The organism is Pseudacidovorax intermedius, assembly GCF_001476815.1.
Lineage (GTDB): Bacteria > Pseudomonadota > Gammaproteobacteria > Burkholderiales > Burkholderiaceae_C > Xenophilus > Xenophilus intermedius_A.
This window is the reverse complement of the sequence record NZ_LDSL01000129.1, coordinates 17112-39090: the sequence shown is the minus strand read 5'-3', so window position 1 is coordinate 39090 and position 21979 is coordinate 17112. Positions and strand designations below refer to the sequence as shown.

At 69.2% G+C, this 21979-nt stretch carries 21 protein-coding genes and 1 pseudogene; 9 read left to right on the top strand and 13 right to left on the bottom strand.

Annotated elements, in window-relative coordinates:
• Positions 1–218: pseudogene (locus NS331_RS19015) on the top strand (quinone-dependent dihydroorotate dehydrogenase); the annotation flags it as partial.
• A gap of 47 nt (positions 219–265) precedes the next feature.
• On the opposite strand, the gene NS331_RS19010 reads toward NS331_RS19015, so the two are convergent.
• From NS331_RS19010 to NS331_RS19000, 3 genes are all read right to left on the bottom strand, one after another.
• Positions 266–952, bottom strand: coding sequence for a hypothetical protein (locus NS331_RS19010; RefSeq protein ID WP_058643525.1), 687 nt, complete (start codon positions 950–952; stop codon positions 266–268).
• A gap of 49 nt (positions 953–1001) precedes the next feature.
• Complete coding sequence (locus NS331_RS19005; RefSeq protein ID WP_058643524.1) at positions 1002–1313, bottom strand: ElaB/YgaM/YqjD family protein; 312 nt, start codon at positions 1311–1313, stop codon at positions 1002–1004.
• A 257-nt stretch (positions 1314–1570) separates the two neighbouring features.
• Complete coding sequence (locus NS331_RS19000; protein WP_058643523.1) at positions 1571–1783, bottom strand: hypothetical protein; 213 nt, start codon at positions 1781–1783, stop codon at positions 1571–1573.
• 402 nt (positions 1784–2185) lie between these two features.
• Here NS331_RS19000 and NS331_RS18995 point away from each other — a divergent pair, with 402 nt between their 5' ends.
• The 4 genes from NS331_RS18995 (at position 2186) to NS331_RS18980 (ending at position 5746) form a co-directional block, all read left to right on the top strand.
• Positions 2186–2824 carry a YitT family protein gene (locus NS331_RS18995; protein ID WP_058643522.1) on the top strand — a complete coding sequence of 213 codons (639 nt, stop codon included), beginning with the start codon at positions 2186–2188 and terminating at the stop codon, positions 2822–2824.
• 101 nt (positions 2825–2925) lie between these two features.
• A complete protein-coding gene (locus NS331_RS18990) occupies positions 2926–4428 on the top strand; it encodes a polyhydroxyalkanoate depolymerase (RefSeq protein ID WP_058643521.1) in 1503 nt (500 codons plus the stop codon).
• Positions 4421–5095 carry an RnfABCDGE type electron transport complex subunit B gene (locus tag NS331_RS18985; RefSeq protein WP_082702617.1) on the top strand — a complete coding sequence of 225 codons (675 nt, stop codon included), beginning with the start codon at positions 4421–4423 and terminating at the stop codon, positions 5093–5095. The genes NS331_RS18990 and NS331_RS18985 overlap by 8 nt, the downstream gene beginning before the upstream one ends.
• A gap of 15 nt (positions 5096–5110) precedes the next feature.
• The gene (locus tag NS331_RS18980) at positions 5111–5746 is read left to right on the top strand and encodes a LysE family translocator (protein WP_058643520.1); all 636 of its coding nucleotides are present in this window, start codon (positions 5111–5113) and stop codon (positions 5744–5746) included.
• A gap of 47 nt (positions 5747–5793) precedes the next feature.
• Here the strand turns inward: NS331_RS18980 and NS331_RS18975 are convergent, their stop codons facing one another.
• From NS331_RS18975 to scpA, 7 genes are read right to left on the bottom strand one after another with little or no spacing between them, the layout of a single operon-like run.
• The gene (locus tag NS331_RS18975; RefSeq protein WP_058643519.1) at positions 5794–6282 is read right to left on the bottom strand and encodes a VOC family protein; all 489 of its coding nucleotides are present in this window, start codon (positions 6280–6282) and stop codon (positions 5794–5796) included.
• Positions 6279–7307 carry a biotin synthase BioB gene (bioB, locus tag NS331_RS18970; protein WP_058643518.1) on the bottom strand — a complete coding sequence of 343 codons (1029 nt, stop codon included), beginning with the start codon at positions 7305–7307 and terminating at the stop codon, positions 6279–6281. Before bioB ends, NS331_RS18975 begins: the two co-directional genes overlap by 4 nt.
• 24 nt (positions 7308–7331) lie before the next feature.
• A complete protein-coding gene (locus NS331_RS18965) occupies positions 7332–9386 on the bottom strand; it encodes an acetyl-CoA carboxylase biotin carboxylase subunit (RefSeq protein WP_058643517.1) in 2055 nt (684 codons plus the stop codon).
• Positions 9387–9423: 37 nt separating this feature from the next.
• The gene (locus NS331_RS18960) at positions 9424–10041 is read right to left on the bottom strand and encodes a glutathione S-transferase family protein (RefSeq protein ID WP_058643516.1); all 618 of its coding nucleotides are present in this window, start codon (positions 10039–10041) and stop codon (positions 9424–9426) included.
• Between the two features lie 25 nt (positions 10042–10066).
• Positions 10067–11599, bottom strand: a complete 1533-nt coding sequence (locus NS331_RS18955; protein WP_058643515.1) for an acyl-CoA carboxylase subunit beta — start codon at positions 11597–11599, stop codon at positions 10067–10069.
• On the bottom strand, positions 11596–12702 hold the full coding sequence (meaB, locus tag NS331_RS18950; RefSeq protein WP_058643514.1) for a methylmalonyl Co-A mutase-associated GTPase MeaB: 1107 nt from the start codon (positions 12700–12702) through the stop codon (positions 11596–11598). The genes NS331_RS18955 and meaB overlap by 4 nt, the downstream gene beginning before the upstream one ends.
• Positions 12703–12713: 11 nt before the next feature.
• Positions 12714–14867 (bottom strand): methylmalonyl-CoA mutase, encoded by a 2154-nt coding sequence (gene scpA, locus NS331_RS18945; RefSeq protein WP_058643513.1) that lies wholly within the window; start codon positions 14865–14867, stop codon positions 12714–12716.
• 139 nt (positions 14868–15006) lie between these two features.
• Here scpA and NS331_RS18940 point away from each other — a divergent pair, with 139 nt between their 5' ends.
• Positions 15007–15654: a GntR family transcriptional regulator gene (locus NS331_RS18940; RefSeq protein ID WP_058643512.1), complete on the top strand. Its 648-nt coding sequence runs from the start codon at positions 15007–15009 to the stop codon at positions 15652–15654.
• A gap of 99 nt (positions 15655–15753) precedes the next feature.
• Here NS331_RS18940 and dusA read toward each other — a convergent pair whose 3' ends face one another.
• Complete coding sequence (gene dusA / locus NS331_RS18935) at positions 15754–16767, bottom strand: tRNA dihydrouridine(20/20a) synthase DusA (RefSeq protein WP_058643511.1); 1014 nt, start codon at positions 16765–16767, stop codon at positions 15754–15756.
• A 228-nt stretch (positions 16768–16995) separates the two neighbouring features.
• On the opposite strand from dusA, the gene NS331_RS18930 reads away from it, so the two are divergent.
• Together NS331_RS18930 and NS331_RS18925 are read left to right on the top strand one after the other, a co-directional pair.
• On the top strand, positions 16996–17520 hold the full coding sequence (locus tag NS331_RS18930) for a MarR family winged helix-turn-helix transcriptional regulator (RefSeq protein WP_058643510.1): 525 nt from the start codon (positions 16996–16998) through the stop codon (positions 17518–17520).
• Positions 17517–19043, top strand: coding sequence for an MDR family MFS transporter (locus NS331_RS18925; RefSeq protein WP_058643509.1), 1527 nt, complete (start codon positions 17517–17519; stop codon positions 19041–19043). The genes NS331_RS18930 and NS331_RS18925 overlap by 4 nt, the downstream gene beginning before the upstream one ends.
• 18 nt (positions 19044–19061) lie before the next feature.
• On the opposite strand, the gene NS331_RS18920 is transcribed toward NS331_RS18925, so the two are convergent.
• Positions 19062–19655 (bottom strand): hypothetical protein, encoded by a 594-nt coding sequence (locus tag NS331_RS18920; RefSeq protein WP_153012933.1) that lies wholly within the window; start codon positions 19653–19655, stop codon positions 19062–19064.
• Positions 19656–19850: 195 nt separating this feature from the next.
• Here NS331_RS18920 and NS331_RS18915 point away from each other — a divergent pair, with 195 nt between their 5' ends.
• Positions 19851–20255 carry a hypothetical protein gene (locus NS331_RS18915; protein WP_058643507.1) on the top strand — a complete coding sequence of 135 codons (405 nt, stop codon included), beginning with the start codon at positions 19851–19853 and terminating at the stop codon, positions 20253–20255.
• 3 nt (positions 20256–20258) lie between these two features.
• Here the strand turns inward: NS331_RS18915 and NS331_RS18910 are convergent, their stop codons facing one another.
• On the bottom strand, positions 20259–21974 hold the full coding sequence (locus tag NS331_RS18910) for a cation:proton antiporter domain-containing protein (RefSeq protein ID WP_058643506.1): 1716 nt from the start codon (positions 21972–21974) through the stop codon (positions 20259–20261).
• Positions 21975–21979: the final 5 nt, after the last annotated feature.

The window sequence follows — 21979 nt, the reverse complement described above, 5'->3', positions numbered from 1 at the left end:
GCGCACCGGTGCGCGAGGCCAGTAACAGGGTGATCCGGCAACTGCGCGCGGCGCTGGGGCCGGGTTTTCCGATCGTCGGGGTCGGCGGCATCCTGAGCGGGGAGGATGCGCTGGCCAAGATCGCGGCGGGAGCGGATGTGGTGCAGGTCTACTCCGGCCTGATCTACCGCGGCCCGGCGCTGATCGGTGAGGCTGCCCGGGCACTCAGCGGGCGCTGACAGCGCGCGGGCGCGGCGGCCGGACAAGGCCGGCCGTCGCTTTCCGCTCAACGCAGTTTCAGGAGGATCGGCAGCAGCCAGCCGGTCCACCGCAGCACGCGGCGCGGGCCGATGACGGCCACCACGGCGGCCGCCGCGGCGCCCGCGGCCACGGGATGCGCCTTGGCCAGCTGCACGGCCTTCGCGGACAGCGGCTGGACGGGCGGACGCGCCGCAGCGGCCTCCCGGGCGGCTTCGCGATGCGCACGGACCAGGGCGCGGCGTTCGCGCTGCTCGGCGATCCGGGCCAGGATCTCCTCGCGCTGCAGCGCCAATTGCTGTGCGTCAGGCGGCGGGACGGTCGTGTCGCCGTTGCCGTGGAGGTCGCGATGAAGCGCCTCCTGCAGCGGCGCGACGGCAAGACGGGTCTGGCGCAGGCGCGCCAGCAGAACGGTGCAGAGCACTGCCCAGACCACCCCCCACGTGAGCGCCACGGCCCAAGCGGCACGCACGCGCATGGGCCCATCCCAGGCGTGGACGATGACGGCCGCCGACAGCGCCAGGGCCGCCACCACGCTCACAAGGGCAAGTGCGACACCCAGCGCGACGGACTGCGCGAGCGGGCTCCGGGCTTCCCGCCAAGCCACGCCGGCCAGCTGGGCCCTGTCGTGGACGCCCAGCGCGGCTTCGGCGCCGGCGGCCTTCCATCGGCGCACCCGCCGGCCCACCCCCAGCAGATCGAGCGCGCGGTTCATGCCGTCCTCCGGGACGCCACGGCATCGGTCATCGCAACGATGTGCGCGCTCAACGGCGATTGCCGATCAGCAGGCCGACGAGCACGCCGACGGCGAGGGCCGCGCCAGCGATCTGCCAGGGTTCGTCATGCGCGTAGGCGTTGGCAGTCTGTGCGGCTTCCTTGGCCTTCTTCGCGGCGACCTTGCTCTTTTCCGCCGCCAGTTCGCGGGCGATGGCCAGCTTGGTTTCCACGCGCTGCTTCAGCGCTTTGAGTTGGGGAACGCCTTCGAGGTCCTTGTTGGACAGCACACCGCGCACATCGCTGGCGAGATCCTCCACCACGGCATTGGCGGCGTCTTCGAGATTCTTAGAAACGGACATGGAAAACCTTCCCTCGTGTTCAACATCGGCGGCGTGCCGACAACGAAAGCCGCCCTGTGGGGACGGCAACGGAAGGTCGATGGTAATGCGAGGCGCTGGCCGAACTTGTCGGTCAGAGGCCCGGTTTAGAGACGAGGCGCGTCGAAAGCACGGGCTGGTTATGCCTGCAGCCGCGTCCCGGTGGCAAAGTTGCCCGCCGACTGCGCTCGTTCAGGAGGAGCGACGCGGATTGGCCAACGGTGCGTGGGCCATCGCCGTCAGACGGTGCGCCAACGGAACGACGCTGCCAGCATGAAGTCGCGATGCGCGCGCATGTGCATCGCCAGCTTGGCGCGCATGGCGGGCAGAACAGGCGACGGCGGCTGCTGCCCGGGGATCGGCGGCACGCTGCGGTCCGGTTGCACCGGCATTTCAGCCGGGTCCGCCGGCGGTGTGCTCAAGGGGGCGGTGGCGATGGAAAGCTGCTGCATGGCGGACGAACTCCTGGATGTTTGGCAGACCGGGCGTTTTACGGCTTACGGGCGACGGTTGCGGGGCCTCACCCGACTTGTGAATCCTCGGGAGATTCCGCGCGCCACCGCGACGCCTGCATCGCCTTCGCGTGTCAGCAGCGAGTTGCGCGACATGCGGCGCGGATTCGCAGCGCCATGAAGGTCTTGTCTGTCAAGGGCTGTTTCATAAAAGCGACATCACGAAAGAGGGCTGGCGGCACGTTGCAAAGACATCGACGGGCCGTACGACCAGCAGCCGCAATACGGAACGCCCCCTAACGCCCGACATCCGCTGCGCCACCAGCGTTTTCCCGCATTGCGCGGCGCGGCGCCGCATCGGCGAAACGCGGATTTGGCTTGCTTATTGCGTAGCATCCGCCCATGGACGCCCCCGCTCCCGCCCGCACCATGGCCGTATCGACACCCTCCCTTCGCCACAGCCGCCTCGAAGACATCCAGGCCTTGTGCGCGGGCACGCTGTTCGTCGCCATGGCTCTGGTGCTGTTCGGGCAGGCCGGCCTGCTGACCGGCGGCACGGCCGGGGCGGCCTTCCTGCTGCACTACACCACGGGCGTCGGCATGGGCCTGTGCTTCTTCCTGCTCAACCTGCCCTTCTACGGCTTCGCCTGGAAGCAGATGGGCGGCGAATTCACCATCAAGACCTTCGCCGCCATTGCGCTGCTGTCCGTGCTGACCGAGACGGCCCCGCGCTTCGTCACCATCCAGGCGCTGCATCCGGCCTTCGCGGCCGTGTTCGGCGGCCTGATGCTCGGCACCGGCTGCCTGTTCCTGGCCCGCCACCGGGCCAGCCTGGGTGGCGCCACCGTGGTCGCGCTCTACCTGCAGGAGCGCCGCGGCTGGCGCGCCGGCAAGGTGCAACTGGCCATCGACTGCAGCGTGCTGCTGGCGGCGCTGGCCGTGGTGCCGCCGGCCAGGGTCGGCTGGTCCGTCCTGGGTGCGATGGTGATGGGCGGCTTCCTCTGGATCAACCACCGGCCGGGCCGCTATGTCGGCAGCTAGGCCCGGGAGCCGTCCCGGCCCAGGCCGCGCCGCGCTCCCGACGCCTGCGCGTCAGGGGCCGCTGCTATATTGCAACGCAGTTCTTACATCCGAAACGCCCCATGCTGTACCAACTCTATGAAGCCCAGCGCTCGCTTATGGAGCCTTTTTCGGACTTCGCCCTGGCGATGTCCAAGCTCTACGGCAACGGCTCGATGTTCAGCCAGCTGCCGATGGCCCAGCGGGTGGCGGCCGGCTACGACCTGATCTACCGGCTCGGCAAGGACTACGTGAAGCCCGAGTTCGACATCCAGTCGGTGCAGGTCGACGGCGCAGACGTCGTCATCCACGAAATCGTCGAGCTCGACAAGCCCTTCTGCCAACTGCGCCGCTTCAAGCGCTACACCGACGATCCGAAGGTGCTGACCGCGCTCAAGCAGCAGCCGGTGGTGCTCATCGTGGCGCCACTGTCCGGCCATTACGCCACGCTGCTGCGCGACACCGTGCGCACCATGCTCCAGGGCCACAAGGTCTACATCACCGACTGGAAGAATGCGCGCACCGTGCCCCTGTCGGACGGCGAATTCCACCTGGACGACTACATCCATTACGTCGAGGACTTCATCCGCCACCTGCAGGCCGAATACGGCAACTGCCACGTGATGAGCGTATGCCAGCCCACGGTGCCGGTGCTGGCCGCCATCTCGCTGATGGCCAGCCGCGGCGAGACGACGCCGCTGTCCATGACGATGATGGGCGGCCCCATCGACGCCCGCCGCTCGCCCACCGCCGTGAACAACCTGGCGATGAACAAGAGCTACGAGTGGTTCGAGAACAACGTGATCTACCGCGTGCCGCAGGGCTTCCCGGGTGAAGGCCGCCGCGTGTATCCGGGCTTCCTGCAGCACACCGGCTTCGTGGCGATGAACCCCGACCGCCATGCCAAGAGCCACTACGACTATTTCAAGGACCTGATGAAGGGCGACGACGCCAGCGCCGAAGCCCACCGCAAGTTCTACGACGAGTACAACGCCGTGCTCGACATGGACGCGGACTACTACCTGGAAACCATCCGCGCCGTGTTCCAGGAATTCCACCTGGTCAACGGAACCTGGGATGTGCGCGCCGACGACGGCATGCCGGAGCGCGTGCGCCCGCAGGACATCCGCCAGACCGCGCTGCTGACGGTGGAAGGCGAGCTGGACGACATCTCCGGCTCCGGCCAGACGCGCGCGGCGCACGACCTCTGCGTGCAGATTCCGGCCGGCAACCGTGAACACTACGAAGTGGCCGGTGCCGGGCACTACGGCATCTTCAGCGGCCGACGCTGGCGCGACATGGTGTACCCGAAGGTGCGCGCCTTCATCGCCGCCCACGACCAGCCGCAGAAGCGGGACGACGCGCCGCTGGCAGCCGAGGATGCGGTGCCGCCCAAGCAGAGCAGCGCGCCGGCCCACGCCGCGCCTGCCGTGAGCGCCGCCGCCCCGGCCGCACCGCGAAAGACGGCCCGCAAGACGACGCGCCCCGCGCCGGCCGCCGTGGCTGCCGCCGCGCCGGCCCCGGCGACGACCCGTACGGTTGCGGCCCGCAAGCGGCCCGCGCGCAAGACCGCCGCGGGTGGCTGAGGCCCTCACCCGGCCCGAAGCCGCGGCGCTGGCCGCGCAGCTGCTCGACGCACTGCCGCAGACGCAGTGCACCCGCTGCGGCTACCCGGACTGCGCGGCCTATGCGCAGGCCATCGCCCTCGGCGACGCGGAGATCGACCGCTGCCCGCCGGGTGGCGACGAAGGCATCGCGCGCCTCGCCGCCATCACCGCCCGCCCGCGCCGGCCGCTGGACCCCGGCTGCGGCAGCGAAGGGCCGCGGACGCTGGCCGTGATCGACGAGGCCTGGTGCATCGGCTGTACCCGCTGCCTGGAGGTCTGCCCCACGGACGCCATCCTGGGCTTCCACAAGCGCATGCACACGGTCATCGAGGACCATTGCACCGGCTGCGAGCTGTGCGTGCCGGTGTGCCCGGTGGACTGCATCGGCCTGGAGCCGGTCACGCCCGGCCGCAGCGGCTGGGCGGCCTGGTCGGCCGAGCAGGCGGACCGGGCACGCCGCCGCTACGACGCGCGGCGCCGGCGCCTGGCCGCGCAGGCCGATCGCCCGGCGCCTGCCGTGGCCGAAGCCGTGGCTGCGCCGGATCCGGCCATCGCCGCCGACGACGGCGCCGAACGCAAGCGCCGCATCGTCGAAGCCGCCCTCGCCCGTGCCCGCGCGGCACGCCCGCCGGCCTCCGGCACCTGACCCGGTTCATCCCCCATGAACACGCAGACCCTGGTCCTCTACACCATCACCTCCCTGGCCGTGGCCGCCTCGCCCGGCCCGACCATGCTCCTGGCACTGTCCAACGGCATCGCCGGCGGGCTGCGCCGGGCGGTCTGGGGCATCGCCGGCGCGGTGGTGGGCAGTGCCACGGTCATCGCCGTGGTCGCACTGGGTCTGGGTTCGCTGCTGGCGGCCTCACCGTGGCTGTTCGACGCGCTGCGGGTGGGCGGCGTGCTCTACCTGGCGTGGCTGGGCTTCAAGCTGTGGCGCGCGCCGGCACCCGACCTGCGCGAGGCGCTGGCGCCGCCGCCGCAGGGCGCGGCACAGGGCATCGTGGCCTTTGCCCGCAGCCTGGCCGTGGCGCTGTCCAACCCCAAGGCGCTGCTGTTCTTCGCCGCCTTCCTGCCGCAGTTCGTCGACGTGCAGGCGCCGCAGGGTCCGCAGTACCTGCTGCTGGGCGCGATCTTCCTCGGCATCGACACGGTGCTCATGCTGGCCTACGCGGCCGCCGGCACGCAGGCGGTGCGCTGGCTGTCCCGGCGCAGCCTGCAGTGGCTCAACCGCGGCTGCGGACTGGGCATGTGGCTGCTGGCGGGCGCGCTGGCCTTCTGGCGGCGGCCGAGCGCCTGATCATGCCTGCACGGGCCCCGGCGCGATGCCGGGGCGCCAGGGTGGCCTCATTGGCCGCCGGCGGCCAGTGCGGCGAAGGCCTTCACCACTTCGGGCGGGGCCTGCACCAGCTCGATCAGCACGCCTTCGCCCGAGATCGGGAATTCCTCGTTGCCCTTGGGATGCAGGAAGCAGATGTCGAAGCCGGCCGCACCACGGCGGATGCCGCCCGGCGCGAAGCGCACGCCCTGCGCCGTCAGCCATTCGACGGCGCTCGGCAGGTCGTCGATCCACAGGCCGACGTGGTTGAGCGGCGTGGCGTGCACGGCCGGCTTGCTGTCGGGGTCGAGCGGCTGCATCAGGTCGACCTCGACCTTGAACGGCCCGCTGCCGATGGCGCAGATGTCCTCGTCGACGTTCTCGCGCTCGCTCCTGAAGGTGCCGGTCACTTCCAGCCCCAGCATGTCGACCCACAGCGTGGCCAGCCGTTGCTTGTCCGCACCGCCGATGGCGATCTGCTGGATGCCCAGCACCTTGAACGGACGCTCGGTGCTCACGCGCCAGCTCCTTCACCGGCGGCCACGTCGCGGCCGCGCAGCCCCAGCTTGGCGAGCAGTTGCCGGTCGGCTTCCACGTCGGGATTGCCGGTGACCAACAGCTTGTCGCCGTAGAAGATGGAATTGGCGCCGGCCAGGAAACACAGCGCCTGCACGGCCTCGCCCAGTTGCTGGCGGCCGGCCGACAGGCGTACGCGGGCCCGGGGCATCAGGATGCGGGCGACGGCGATCACGCGCACGAAGTCCAGCGGATCGATGGGCGCGCTGTCGGCCAGCGGCGTGCCCGGCACGCGCACCAGGCTGTTGATGGGCACCGACTCGGGATAGGGATCGAGGTTGGCCAGTTGCGCCAGCAGGCCGGCGCGGTGCACCGGCGCCTCGCCCATGCCCACGATGCCGCCGCAGCACACGCTGATGCCGGCGGCGCGCACATGGGCCAGGGTGTCCAGGCGGTCCTGGTAGCTGCGGGTGTCGACGACGTCCCCGTAATACTCGGGCGCGGTGTCGAGGTTGTGGTTGTAGTAGTCCAGGCCGGCGTCGCGCAGGGCCCGGGCCTGGTGCGCCTGCAGCATGCCCAGCGTGGCGCAGGACTGCAGGCCCAGGCCCTTCACGGCCTGCACCAGTTCGGCCACCTTCTCGATGTCGCGGTCCTTGGGCGCGCGCCAAGCGGCGCCCATGCAGAAGCGGGTGGCACCGGCATCCTTGGCGGCCTGGGCCGCGGCGGTGACCTCGTCCACGCTCATCAGCTTCTGCGCCTTGACGCCGGTGTCGAACTCCGCGGACTGCGGGCAGTAGCCGCAGTTCTCCGGGCAGCCCCCGGTTTTGACCGACAGCAGCGTCGCCAGCTCGACGTCGCCGGCCGGCCAGTGCCCGCGGTGCACGGTCTGGGCGCGGAACAGCAGGTCGTTGAAGGGCAGGTCCAGCAGGGCCTGCACCGCTTCGACACGCCAGCGCGGGGCGCTGCCAGCGTCGGCCGCGGGCGCGGCACGGTGCAGAACCACGGGATGTTCGAGGGTCGTGTCCATAGGCGCGATCGTAGCCAGCTGCACTCAGTTGAATTCCAGGATCACCTGGTCCACCGCCAGCGATTCGCCCTTGGCGGCCGCGATCTTGCCCACCACGCCGTCCTGCGCCGCGAAGAGCACGTTCTCCATCTTCATGGCCTCGATGACGGCGAGCTTCTCACCGGCCTGCACCTGCTGGCCTTCCTTGACGGCGACGTCCACCAGCAGCCCGGGCATGGGCGAGAGCAGGAACTTGCTCATGTCCGGCGGCGCCTTGTAGGGCATCAGCGCCTGCAGCCGCGCGCCCAGCGGCGACAGCACCATGGCCTCGATCTGCGTGCCGTTGTGCTGCACGCGAAGGGCCAGCGGGTTCTTGCCGGCGCCGCGCTCCACCTGGGCGGTGAAGGGCTGGCCGTCGACGCGGCCCTCGACCCGGATGCCGCCCAGCGGCGAGCGGCTTTCGAGCTGGTAGCTGCGGCCGCCGACCTGCACGGCGCTCGCACCGGTGGCGCCCTGGAAGTCGGTGACGCTCACTGGCGTGTGGCGATGCGCGCCGTCCGCCGCCAGCGTGACGACCACGAACTGCTCGCCCACCTTCACGCCATGGCCCGCGAGCTGGCCGCTGATGCCGGAGGCCCGTGCGCGGTAGCGGCGGTGCGCATAGGCGGCCAGGGCGACCAGGAAGTCGGGATCGTCGTGCGGCACGTCCTCGGCGCGGAAGCCCTGGCCGTAATGCTCGGCAATGAAGCCGGTGTTGAAGTCCCCGCTGACGAATTTCGGATGCGCCAGCAGCGCCGCCTGGAAAGGGATGTTGCTGTGGATGCCACGGATCGCGAAGCCGTTGAGGGCCTCGCGCATCAGTGCGATGGCATGCGCCCGATCGCGCCCGTGCACGATGAGCTTGGCGATCATCGAGTCGTAGTACATGGGGATCTCGCCCCCCTCGTACACGCCCGTGTCCACGCGCACGCCGTAGGCATCGGGTGCATTCGGCTCGGCGGCCGACAGCGACTCGGCCGGTGGCTGGAACTTCACCAGCCGGCCCGTCGACGGCAGGAAGTTGCGGAACGGGTCTTCCGCGTTGATGCGGCATTCCATGGCCCAGCCGTCGCGCTTCACGTCGGCCTGCGTCAGCGGCAGTGGTTCGCCGGCCGCGATGCGGATCATCAGCTCCACGAGGTCCAGCCCGGTGATGCACTCGGTGACCGGATGCTCCACCTGCAGGCGGGTGTTCATCTCCAGGAAGTAGAAGTCCTGGTCCTTGCCCACCACGAACTCCACCGTGCCGGCCGACTGGTAGTTCACCGCCTTGGCCAGCGCCACCGCCTGCTCGCCCATGGCCTTGCGCGTGGCCTCGCTGATGAAGGGCGACGGCGCCTCCTCGATCACCTTCTGATGGCGGCGCTGGATGGAGCACTCGCGCTCGTTGAGGTAGATGACGTGGCCCTGGCTGTCGCCCAGCACCTGGATCTCGATGTGGCGCGGCTGCTCGACGAACTTCTCGATGAAGATGCGGTCGTCGCCGAAGGAGTTGCGCGCCTCGTTGCGGCAGGCCGTGAAGCCTTCCAGCGCCTCCTTGTCGTTGAAGGCGACGCGCAGCCCCTTGCCGCCGCCGCCGGCACTGGCCTTGATCATCACCGGGTAGCCGATGCCCTTGGCGATCTCCACGGCCTGCTCGGGCGTGTCGATGGCCTCGTTGTAGCCGGGGATGGTGTTGACCTTGGCCTCGTTCGCCAGCTTCTTGGAGGCGATCTTGTCGCCCATGGCCGCGATGGAATGGTGCTTGGGCCCGATGAAGACGATGCCCTCCTCTTCCACGCGCCGGGCGAAGGCCTCGTTCTCCGACAGGAAGCCGTAGCCCGGGTGCACCGCCTCGGCGCCCGTCTTCCTGCAGGCCTCGATGATGCGGTCCGCCATCAGGTAGGACTCGCGCGAGGGCGCGGCGCCGATGTGCACGGCCTCGTCCGCCAGCTCGACATGGCGGGCGTCGCGGTCCGCGTCCGAGTACACGGCCACCGTCTGGATGCCCATCTTGCGGGCGGTCTTGATGACGCGGCAGGCGATTTCGCCGCGGTTGGCAATCAGGATCTTCTTGAACACGTCTGCTCCGATGTCTGGTGTGTGGACGGGTCGCCGCTCACTGCAGCCCCAGTTCCTTGCGCATGGCGGCGTTCCTCGCATCGGCACGCTGGCAGGCCGGGCGGGCATCGAGGCGGGCCACATAGTCGGCGAACACCGGCGTGGGCTCGATCTGCTTGAAGCCGAGCATGAAGCGCAGCGTGCCGCCGAACACCACGTCGGCCATGGAGAAACGGTCGCCCAGGACGAATGCCTTGCCTGCGATGGCGCTCTCCGCCGTGGCGAGCATGGCATCGAAGCTGCCCCAGCCTGCGGACACCTCCCTGACGGCCCAGCCGGAATGCCGGGCCATGACGGCAGGCTCGATCACGCTGGGTGCAAACAGCGACCAGCGCAGGTAGGTGCCACGCTGCGGATCGTCCAGCGCCGGCGCCAGCCCGGGTGCGTAGCGGTCGGCCAGGTAGAGCGCGATGGCGGCCGCCTCGGTGACGACGACGTCGCCGTCCACCAGCGTGGGCAGCTTGCCCATGGGGTTCTTCGCCATCAGCTCGGGGCCCTTCTGCTCGCCCTTCATGATGTCGATCACCTTCAGGTCATGGTCGACGCCGGATTCTTCCAGTGCCCAAAGCGTGCCCGCGGCGCGCGAGTACGGGTGGTAGTAGAGACTCAGGGTCATGGGGTGCTCCTTGACTGCACGGCGCTCACAGCGGAATGTTCCCGTGCTTGCGCCACGGGTTCTCGAGCTTCTTCTCGCGCAGCATCACCAGACTGCGGCAGATGCGCTTGCGCGTCTCGTGCGGCAGGATCACGTCGTCGATGTAGCCGCGCGCGCTGGCCACGAAGGGGTTGGCGAAGCGGGCCTTGTATTCGGCCTCGCGGGCGGCCAGCTTCTCGGGGTCCTTCTTCTCCTCGCGGAAGATGATCTCCACCGCGCCCTTGGCGCCCATCACGGCGATCTCGGCGCGCGGCCAGGCCAGGTTGACGTCGCCGCGCAGGTGCTTGGAGGCCATCACATCGTAGGCACCGCCATAGGCCTTGCGCGTGATGACGGTGATCTTGGGCACCGTGCATTCGGCGTACGCATACAGCAGCTTGGCGCCGTGCTTGATGATGCCGCCGTACTCCTGGCTGGTGCCGGGCATGAAGCCCGGCACGTCCACGAAAGTGATGACGGGAATGTTGAAGGCATCGCAGAAGCGCACGAAGCGCGCCGCCTTGATCGAGCTCCTGATGTCCAGGCAGCCGGCCAGCACCAGCGGCTGGTTGGCGACGATGCCCACGCTCTGGCCTTCCATGCGCGCGAAGCCGATCACGATGTTCTTCGCATAGTCGGGCTGCAGCTCGAAGAAGTCGCCGTCGTCCACGACCTTGAGGATCAGCTCCTTCATGTCGTAGGGCTTGTTGGGGTTGTCGGGCACCAGCGTGTCCAGCGACAGGTCGGCGCGGTCGGCCGGGTCGCCGCTGGGGCGCACCGGCGGCTTCTCGCGGTTGGACAACGGCAGGTAGTTGTACAGGCGGCGCAGCATCATCAGCGCCTCCACGTCGTTCTCGAAGGCCAGATCGGCCACGCCGCTCTTGGTGGTGTGGGTGACGGCGCCGCCCAACTCCTCGGCCGTGACGCTCTCGTGCGTCACCGTCTTCACCACCTCGGGCCCGGTGACGAACATGTAGCTGGAGTCCTTCACCATGAAGATGAAGTCGGTCATGGCCGGCGAGTACACCGCGCCACCCGCGCAGGGGCCCATGACCAGGCTGATCTGCGGCACCACGCCCGAGGCCATCACGTTGCGCTGGAACACGTCCGCATAGCCGCCCAGCGAAGCCACGCCTTCCTGGATGCGGGCGCCGCCCGAGTCGTTGAGACCGATGACCGGGGCGCCCACCTTCATCGCCTGGTCCATCACCTTGCAGATCTTCTCGGCATGGGCCTCGGACAGCGCACCGCCGAAGACGGTGAAGTCCTGGCTGAAGACGAAGACGAGCCGGCCGTTGATCATGCCGTAGCCCGTGACCACGCCATCGCCCGGGATCTTGTTGTCCGCCATGCCGAAGTCGGTGCAGCGGTGCTCGACGAACATGTCCCATTCTTCGAAGGTGCCGTCGTCAAGCAGCAGTTCGATGCGCTCGCGCGCGGTGAGCTTGCCCTTGGCATGCTGCGCGTCGATGCGCTTCTGGCCGCCGCCCTGGTGCGCCTGCGCACGGCGGCGTTCGAGTTCTTCGAGGATGTCCTTCATGGTGTCCTGTCGGTTGGGGATGTGGGGGGCGGCGCGTCGATCGCCGTCCCGGATGCGGTTTGGGCGCCTTGCGCCGCCAGAGCGAGGAGTTGGCGTGCGGCGGTGGACGCGGCCACGCGGCCGGCCGCCACCTCGGCGGAGAGGCCGGCGAGCTGCTCGCGCACCTGCGGATGCTGGCGGAAGGCGTGGCGCAGGCCGGCCTCGATGCGTTCCCACATCCAGGCCAGCGCCTGTTTCTCGCGCCGCGCAGCCAGGCGGCCGTTGGCCGTCTGCAGGTGGCGAAAGTCGCTCACAGCGGCCCAGAAGCGGTCCACGCCGGCGCCGGTCAGCGCACTGAGCTGCATCACGCGCGGCAGCCAGTGCCGCACCTCGGCACCGCCGTGTGCGTCGTGCATGGCCTGCGCATGCTGCGGATTGCCATGGTGGCCGAAGAGCCGCAGGGCCGAGGTGATCTGCGCCTGGGCGCGCGTGGCGGCGTCGGGGTCGATGTCGGCCTTGTTGATGACCACCAGGTCGGCGATCTCCATCACGCCCTTCTTGATGGCCTGCAGATCGTCGCCGGCGTTGGGCAGCTGCAGCAGCACGAACATGTCGGTCATGCCGGCCACGGCCGTCTCGCTCTGGCCCACGCCGACGGTCTCGACGATCACCACGTCGTAGCCCGCCGCCTCGCAGACCAGCATGGCCTCGCGCGTCTTCTCGGCCACGCCGCCCAGCGTGCCCGACGAGGGGCTCGGGCGGATGTACGCCTGCTCGTGCACCGAGAGGCGCTCCATGCGCGTCTTGTCGCCCAGGATGGAGCCGCCGGAGACGGTGGACGACGGGTCGATGGTGAGCACCGCCACGCGGTGGCCCTGGTCGATCAGGTACAGGCCCAGCGCCTCGATGAAGGTGGACTTGCCCACGCCCGGCACGCCGGAGATGCCGAGGCGGAAGCTCTTGCCGGTATGCGGCAGCAACGCGGTGAGCAATTCGTCGGCCTGGGCGCGGTGGTCGGCGCGGGTCGACTCCAGCAAGGTGATGGCCTTGGCCACGGCGCGGCGCTGGGCCAAGCCAGACGGACCGCCGATGGCCTCGACCGAGACCCTGAAAGGCACTCCCATGCAGACAACGATCAGGCAGCGACAGCCGCCCGGATCTGCTCCAGCACATCCTTCGCGCTGGCCGGAATCGGAGTGCCCGGCCCATAGATGCCCTTCACGCCCGCCTCGTACAGGAACTCGTAGTCCTGCCGCGGGATCACGCCGCCGACGAACACGATGATGTCGTCGGCGCCCTGCTTCTTGAGCTCTTCGATGATGGCCGGCACCAGCGTCTTGTGGCCGGCCGCCAGGGTGCTCACGCCCACGGCATGCACGTCGTTCTCAATGGCCTGGCGGGCGCATTCCTCGGGGGTCTGGAAGAGCGGGCCCATGTCCACGTCGAAGCCCAGGTCGGCGAAGGCCGTGGCCACGACCTTGGCGCCGCGGTCGTGGCCGTCCTGGCCCAGTTTGGAGATCATCACGCGCGGGCGGCGGCCCTGGTCCTCGGCGAAGGCGTCGATCTCCTTCTTGAGCGCCTCCCAGCCCTCGGCCGAGTCGTAGGCGGCGGCGTAGACGCCCGTCACCTTCTGCGTGTCGGCGCGGTGGCGGCCGAAGGCCTTTTCCAGCGCGTCCGACACCTCGCCCACGGTGGCGCGCAGGCGGATGGCCTGGATGCTCAGGTCGAGCAGGTTGCCCTCGTTCTTTTCGGCGGCCGAGGTGAGCGCATCGAGCGCCGCCTGCACCTTCGCGCCGTCGCGCGCGGCGCGGATCTTCTGCAGCCGCGCCACCTGCTGGTCGCGCACCTTCATGTTGTCGATGGCGAGGATCTCGACCGGGTCCTCGTTCTTTAGCTTGTACTTGTTGACGCCCACGATGACGTCGCGGCCGGAGTCGATGCGGGCCTGCTTCTCGGCCGCGGCGGCCTCGATCTTGAGCTTGGCCCAGCCGCTGTCCACGGCCTTCGTCATGCCGCCCATGACCTCGACCTCTTCGATGATGGCCCAGGCGGCATCGGCCATGTCCTGGGTGAGCTTCTCCATCATGTAGCTGCCGGCCCAGGGATCGATGACGCTGGTGATGTGCGTCTCTTCCTGGATGATGAGCTGGGTGTTGCGGGCGATGCGGGCGCTGAACTCGGTGGGCAGTGCAATCGCCTCGTCCAGCGCGTTAGTGTGCAGCGACTGGGTGCCGCCGAACACCGCGGCCATGGCCTCGATGGTGGTGCGCACGACGTTGTTGTACGGGTCCTGCTCGGTGAGCGACCAGCCCGAGGTCTGGCAGTGCGTGCGCAGCATCAGGCTCTTGGGGTTCTTGGCGTTGAAGCCCTTCATGATCCGGCACCAAAGCAGGCGGGCGGCCCGCATCTTGGCCACTTCCAGGTAGAAGTTCATGCCGATGGCCCAGAAGAAGCTCAGGCGCCCGGCGAAGTCGTCCACGTCCATGCCCTTGGCGATGGCGGTCTTCACGTATTCCTTGCCGTCGGCCAGGGTGAAGGCCAGCTCCAGCGCCTGGTTCGCGCCGGCCTCCTGCATGTGGTAGCCGGAGATCGAGATCGAGTTGAACTTCGGCATGTGCTTCGCCGTGTACTCGATGATGTCGCCGATGATCCGCATGCTCGGCTCGGGCGGGTAGATGTAGGTGTTGCGGACCATGAACTCCTTGAGGATGTCGTTCTGGATGGTCCCGCTGAGCTGGTTCTGCGCCACGCCCTGCTCTTCCGCCGCCACCACGTAGCCGGCCAGCACGGGCAGCACGGCGCCGTTCATGGTCATCGACACGCTGACCTTGTCCAGCGGGATGCCGTCGAACAGGATCTTCATGTCCTCCACCGAATCGATGGCCACGCCCGCCTTGCCCACGTCGCCGGTCACGCGCGGATGGTCGCTGTCGTAGCCGCGGTGGGTGGCCAGGTCGAAGGCGACCGAGACGCCCTGCCCGCCCGCGGCCAACGCCTTGCGGTAGAAGGCGTTCGATTCCTCGGCCGTGGAGAAGCCCGCGTACTGGCGGATGGTCCAGGGCCGCACGGCGTACATCGTGGCCTGCGGGCCGCGAATGTAGGGCTCGAAGCCCGGAAGCGTGTCGCTGTAGCGCAAGCCCTGCAGGTCGGCCGCCGTGTAGAGCGGCTTGACGGTGATGCCGTCCGGCGTCACCCAGTTCAGCGCCGAGACGTCGCCGCCGGGGGCCGACCTGGCCGCGGCGCGCGCCCAGTCTTCGAGGGTGGAGGGCTTGAATTCGGAATCCGCCATGCTTCGTCTCTCTCGCTTGACCTCTGGTGCCGGCCGTGCGGCCATGCTGGCCGACCCCGGGGAATCCCGCAAGTCTAGCCGTCTGTAATTATGAATTCAATTATGAATTATGGGCCTCTTGTGCGATACAGTCGCGGCCATGTCTGCCCTGACCCTCACCCCGCGCGCGCTCTATGAAGAGGTGGCGGAGCTGCTGCGCCAGCGCATCTTCCGCCGCGAACTGGAGCCGGGCAGCTGGATCGACGAGCTACGCATCGCGGAAGAGCTGGGCATCAGCCGCACGCCGCTGCGCGAGGCACTGAAGGTCTTGGCCGCCGAGGGTTTGGTGACGATGAAGCTGCGCCGCGGCGCCTATGTGACCGAGGTGTCCGACCGCGACTTGGCGGACGTGTACCACCTGCTTTCCCTGCTGGAGAGCGACGCCGCCGGCGTGGTGGCGACCCGCGCGACCGACGCCCAGATCGCCGAATTGCGCGCGCTGCACGAGGAGCTGGAAGCAGCCGCACGCCCCGGCCAGGTGGACCGTGAGCACTTCTTCGCCGTCAACGAACGCTTCCACATGCGGCTGCTGGCCATTGCCGACAACCGCTGGCGCGACCAGATGGTGGCCGACCTGCGCAAGGTGATGAAGCTCAACCGTCACAACTCGCTGCTGAAGGCGGGCCGCATCGAAGAATCGCTGGCGGAGCACCGCGCCCTAGTAGCCGCCATTGAAACGCGCGACGCCCAGGCGGCCGAGACGCGCATGCGCGAGCATTTCGCGAACGGGCTGGAAGCGGCCTCCTGAAGCGCGGCGTGCGCCGCTTTTCCTGACGCCATAGAGCGGCGCGGCGCGGCATCAGCCACCTGCTTCCAGCACGACAGCAAGGCCGGCACCCTCCCCGCGTCAGACCTCGGCCGTGGCGGACGCATGCGCCCGGGCCATGACCTCGTGCGGACCGAGCTCGCGCAGCCGATGGTCGCTCCACACCTGCCGCCAGCGGCGCGCCCCCGGCAGGCCGTTGCGCAGGCCCAGCATGTGCCGCGCGATCGACTGCCAGGACGTGCCATGCGCCTGCTTCTCGCGCCGCATGTAGTCGCACATCTGCGCTTCCACGTCCTCGCGCGTCAGCGCACGCGGCGCATCGCCGAAGAAGGCGCTGTCCCACTGGGAAAGCCACCAGGGGTTGTGGTACGCCTCGCGGCCCACCATCACGCCATCGAGCAGGCGCAGCTGCGCATGCACCTGCTCATCGGTCTGGATGCCGCCATTGATGGCGATGAACAGCTGCGGAAAGTCGTGCTTGAGCCGGTGGACCAGCTCGTAGCGCAGCGGCGGGATCTCGCGGTTCTGCTTGGGGCTGAGGCCCTTCAACCAGGCATTGCGCGCATGCACGATGAAGTGACGGCAGCCGGCGTCGGCGACGGTGCCCACGAAGTCGCGCACGAAGTCATAGCTTTCGACCCGGTCGATGCCGATGCGGTGCTTGACCGTCACAGGCACGCTCACCACGTCGAGCATCGCCTTCACGCTATCGGCCACCAGCGTCGGCTCCGCCATCAGGCAGGCGCCGAAGGCACCGCGCTGAACCCGCTCGCTGGGGCAGCCGCAGTTGAGGTTGATCTCGTCGTAGCCCCACTGCTCGCCCAGCCGCGCGCTGGCCGCCAGGTCGGCCGGCTCGCTGCCGCCCAGCTGCAACGCGACGGGATGCTCGAAATCGTCGAAGCGCAAGTGCCGCGCCGCATCGCCGTGCAGGATCGCGCCAGTGTTGACCATCTCGGTGTACAGCAGGGCGTGGCGGCTGAGCAGGCGATGGAAGTAGCGGCAGCCCCTGTCAGTCCAGTCGAGCATCGGCGCCACGGAAAGGCGGCCGACGGGCAGCGATGCCGGCGAGGGTTCGGAAAGGTCCTTGTCGTTCATGAGGCTTGGCGGAGACGCCGGTCGAGCAGATAGGCCGGCAAACGGCAGCCGGGTTGGCCGCCGTTCCGCAGGAAAGGAACACGAAAGCCGGCTGCGCAGAAGTCGCGCAGGCGGACAAGTACCGCATTTTCCCAGGTCCTCCCGATGCGCACCCGGTCCTGTCCCCCGAGAGGCGGCGGCCATCATGGTCAGGTGAATTTAATAAATAGGCTTACGATAAAGTGGTTTATGAAATTCGACCCGTCCAAACGCTTCAGTTTTCTCGTCAACCAGGTGGCCAAGCTGCATGCCGGGCACTTCGACCGGCTGGCCCGCGAGCGCATGGGGCTGTCTCTGGCGCAATGCCGGCTGCTTTGGGCGCTGGCGCATCCCGAGCAGGCCGGGCCCAGCGCGCCGCTGTCGCAGGCCGCCCTGGCGCAACGGCTGGAGACCAGCGCCATGGCCGTGGCCACGCTGTGCGACCGCATGGAGGCCGGCGGGTGGATCCGGCGCGCGCCCTCGCCCAGTGACCGCCGCGTCAAGCTGATCCATGCCACGCCGCGCGCGCTCGAGGCCATGGACCAGGCCTTGGCGATCAGCGACGAAGTGCTGGCGCACGGCCTCGTCACCCTCAGCGCCGGCGAGCAGGCGCAGCTCGTCACGCTGCTGGCCAAGGCGCGCGAAGGGCTGCTCGCCTGGCAACCGGACGGCGGCCCGCCGGCACCGGCGGACGAGGATGGCGCCGCAGCCGCTGCCGGGGAGCACGCCCCATGACGCCCACGCCCCGGAATCCCGTGCGGCACCACGGCCTGATCACCGTCTCCATCATGCTGGCGACGATCATGCAGGCGCTGGACACGACCATCGCCAACGTCGCCCTGCCCCACATGCAGGGCAGCCTGCAGGCCTCGCAGGACCAGATCACCTGGGTGCTGACCTCCTACATCGTCGCCGCGGCCATCGCCCTGCCGCTCACCGGCTGGTTCTGCGGGCAGTGGGGCCGCCGGCGCGTTTTTCTGGTGTCGGTGGTGGGCTTCACCGCGGCCTCGGCGCTGTGCGGGCTGGCCGGCTCGCTGACCCAGATCGTCGGCGCCCGGCTGCTGCAGGGCCTGTTCGGCGCCGCGCTGGTGCCGTTGTCGCAGGCCGTGCTGCTGGACATCAACCCGCGCGAGAAGGTGGGCCAGGCCATGGCGATCTGGGGCGCGGGCATCATGGTCGGCCCCATCCTGGGCCCGCTGCTGGGCGGCTGGCTGACCGACCACTTCGACTGGCGCTGGGTCTTCTTCATCAACCTGCCGGTCGGGCTGCTCGCCTTCTGGGGCATCGCCCGCTTCCTGCCGGAAAGCCGGCCGAAGGCCGAGCGGCTCGATCTCTTCGGCTTCGCCACGCTCAGCATCGGCATCGGGCTGCTGCAACTGTTCCTGGACCGCGGCGAGCAGCTCGACTGGTTCGATTCCTGGGAGATCCGCCTGGAGGCCGCCGGCGCGGCCGTCGCCATGGCCTTCTTCGTGGCCCACACCTGGACGGTGCAGGGCGTGAGCTTCCTCAACCGCGAGCTGCTCAAGGACCGCAACTTCGTCACCGGCCAGCTGTTCGCCTTCGTGGTCGGCGTCATCCTGTTCGCCACCACCTCGCTGCTGCCCAACTTCCTGCAGGGCCTGATGGGCTATCCGGTGGTCTACACCGGCGTGGTCACCGCGCCGCGCGGCGTGGGCACCATGATCGCCATGCTGGTGGTCGGGCGGCTGGTGCAGCGCGTCGACGTGCGCGCCATCATGGCGGTGGGCTTCGGCATGACCGCCTTCTCCCTGTGGCAGATGACGCGCTTCACGCCGGAGATGGACAGCCACCTCATCGTCGCGTCGGGCTTCATCCAGGGCCTGGGCATCGGCTTCACCTTCGTGCCGCTGTCCACTGCCACCTTCGCCACCCTGCCCGCCCGTCTGCGGCACGAGGGCACGCCGATCTTCAGCCTGGTGCGCAACATCGGCAGCAGCGTCGGCATCTCGGTCGTGCAGACGCTGCTGACCGAGGGCGCCGGCCGCGCCCATGCCAACCTGTCGGCGCTGGTGGGCCCCGGCAACCAGGGTCTGGCCGGCCTGCCGCCGGGTCTGGACATCGGCAGCCAGGCCGGTCTTGCCGTGCTCAACGCCGAAGTGACGCGGCAGGCGACCATGGTCGCGTACCTCGACGACTTCTGGGTCATGATGGTCCTGACCGTCGTGGCAATCCCGCTGCTCCTGCTGATCCGCAAGCCGCCGGCCAGCCCGGCCACGCCCGCCGAGATTCCGCACTGAGGGCGCAAAAGGCGGCGCCTACCGCGACTCGAACTGCCCGAAGGAGGTGCGCAGGCCCTGGTAGTCGGTCGGCCCGCTGCTTTCCGGAGGGTGGCCGTACAGCGCCAGCCAGCCGGCGATGCTGGGCAGGCGCTTCTCGAAATAGCGGTGCAGGTGGTGCCAGTCGCCCTGCGGGGTATGCGTGGCGACCATCTCCAGCCCTTCCACGCCCATGGCGCGCAGGCTGGTCACCATGGCGAGGCCCGAACCGTCGAGTTGCTGCAGGCTCACTTCGCGACCCTGGGCCAGCACCTCCTGCAGCACCCGGCGGTGGACGGCAAAGTCGGCCCACGCGCGCTTGATGCAGGCGTCGCTGAGCTCGCGGAACACCCAGTGCATGTTGGCGGCGAACAGCGTGGCCACGCGGTCGGCCTGCCGCGAGGCCTGCCGGCTCGCCATGTACTGCAGCCGCAACGCCAGCCCGAGCGCCGCGCAGACGCCGGCTGCCTGAACCCATGCCGCCCATTCCGCCGAGGTCTGCGGCGGCATGAACCACAGCGCCGCACCGGCGCCTGCAAGCAGCGCGCTCGCAACGACGAAAGTGATCAAACGCAGGGCAACACCGTTCCTCATGCCACGATGGTAGGCGGACGAACGTGCGAAAAGCGCATCGCGTTCGAACAACTCGACACAAATTTAACAAAAATGTGAGTTAGTTGACAATCTCGGGCTCCCTTGCAGGCCGCGTTCCTACAACGGTTCGGCGCCACACGTCTACCTTTCGTCGGCGAGGCCGCGCTCCGGCCTCCTTCGACCCAGGAGACGCCCATGACGCCTTTTGCCTTGACGCCCGAGATGCTGTCCACCCTCGGCAAGACCTTCTATCCGACCGGCCACACGATGTTGATGTTCGCGGACGAGTCGGCGGCGCGCGACGCCGCAGCAAAGCTGTCGGAGGCTGGAGTGCCCGGCGCGGACATCGCCTTCGTGACGCCGCAGGCCATCATCGACCAGATCGGACCCACCGCCAGCGATGCCGACAACCCGCTGCCCTCGCCCGGCACGGAGGGCGCCACGGTGCGGGCCTACATCAAGCTGGCCCGCGAAGGCCATGCGGGCCTCCTGGTGCGCACCGACGACGACGAGGCCGTCGAGGCCCTGCGCGCCGGACTGGACGGAACGCCCTTCGTGATGGGGCAGCGTTACCGCGCCCTGGTGATCGAAGACCTGTAGGCACTAGGAAGCGGCGGCCGGGACCGGAACCGCGCGCCGGACCACGTCCACCGCCATGGCCTGGGCCAGTTCGTGCTCGCCCAGGTACACGGTCGCGGCAAGCTCCTGGCGCAACAGCTGCGCCTCGTCCTCGTTGTGGCTGCGGAGCACGACTTCCACCTCGGGGTTGAGCGTGCGGGCCGTCTCGATCATCTGCCGCACGTTCAGCGGGTCGGCGATGGCCACCACCAGCACGCGCGCCCGCGCGATGTGCGCCTGGATCAGCACGGACGGCTCGGCCGCATCGCCCCAGACGGCCGCCCCGCCCTCTTCCCGCAGACGCTCGACCAGTTCGCGGTTCTGGTCCGCGACGACGAAGGGGATGTCGTGCGTACGAAGCTGCGTCGCGATGCGGCGCCCCACGCGGCCATAGCCGACCAGCACCACCTGCCTGGAGAGATAGCGCGCCGCCGTCGTCGCCGGAAGTTCGGCCAGCGGATCGTCGCGCGCCTCCAGCCGCCGCGCCAGCGACGAATGCAGCCGCAGCCAGTTCAGGATCGGCTGGATCGCGCCGAACCACAGCGGATTGGTCGCAATCGACACCAGGGCGCCCGCCAGCACCAGGCTCTGCGCCTCGGGCGGCAGCAGTTCCAGGCGCAGGCCCAGCGCCAGCAGGATGAACGAGAACTCGCCGATCTGCGCCAGGCTCGCACTCACCGTCAGCGCCGTCGCCAGCGGGTAGCGGAAGGCCAGCACCAGCAGGCAGGCCGCCACCGACTTGCCCACCACGATCACCATTACCACCGCCAGCACCTGCAGCGGCCGGGTGACGAGCACCGTCGGGTCGAACAGCATGCCCACTGACACGAAGAACAGCACGGCGAAGGCGTCGCGCAGGGGCAGCGATTCCTCGGCCGCGCGATGGCTGAATTCCGACTCCCGCATCACCATGCCGGCAAAGAACGCCCCGAGCGCGAACGACACGCCGAACAGCGACGCCGAGGCGAAGGCGATGCTCACCGCCGCCGCCACGACGCACAGGGTGAACAGTTCGCGCGAGCCCGTGCGCGTGACCTGCCACAGCAGCCAGGGAAACAGCCGGCGGCCGACCACCAGCATCAGCGCCACGAAGCCGCCGACCTGCAGCAGCGTCATGCCGAGCGTGCGGCCCAGCGAGGCCATGGATCCGTCCGAGCCGGCCTCGGCACGGCCGCCAAGGACCTGCGCCAGCGGCGGCAGCAGCACCAGCACGAGCACCATGGCCAGGTCTTCGACCACCAGCCAGCCGACGGCGATGCGGCCGGTGTGGGTGTCCAGGATGCCCAGGCTTTCCAGCGCCCGCAGCAGCACCACCGTGCTGGCCACCGACAGCGCGAGGCCGAACACCAGCGCCGCGCCCAGGCTCCAGCCCCACCACAGCGCCAGCAGTCCGCCCATGCAGGTGGCGGCGGCGATCTGCACCAGCGCCCCCGGCAGCGCGATGCGCCGCACCTGCAGCAGATCGTCCAGCGAGAAGTGCAGGCCGACGCCGAACATCAGCAGCATGACGCCGATCTCCGCCAGTTGGGCGGCGATGTCCGCGTCGGCGACGAAGCCCGGCGTGAAGGGCCCGATCAGTACCCCCGCCAGCAGGTAGCCCACCAGCGCCGGCAGCTTGAGCCGCGCCGCGATGAAGCCGAGGGCGAGGGCCAGCCCCAGGGCGGCGGCGATCGTGCTGATGAGGGAGGCGCCATGGTGCATCGGCC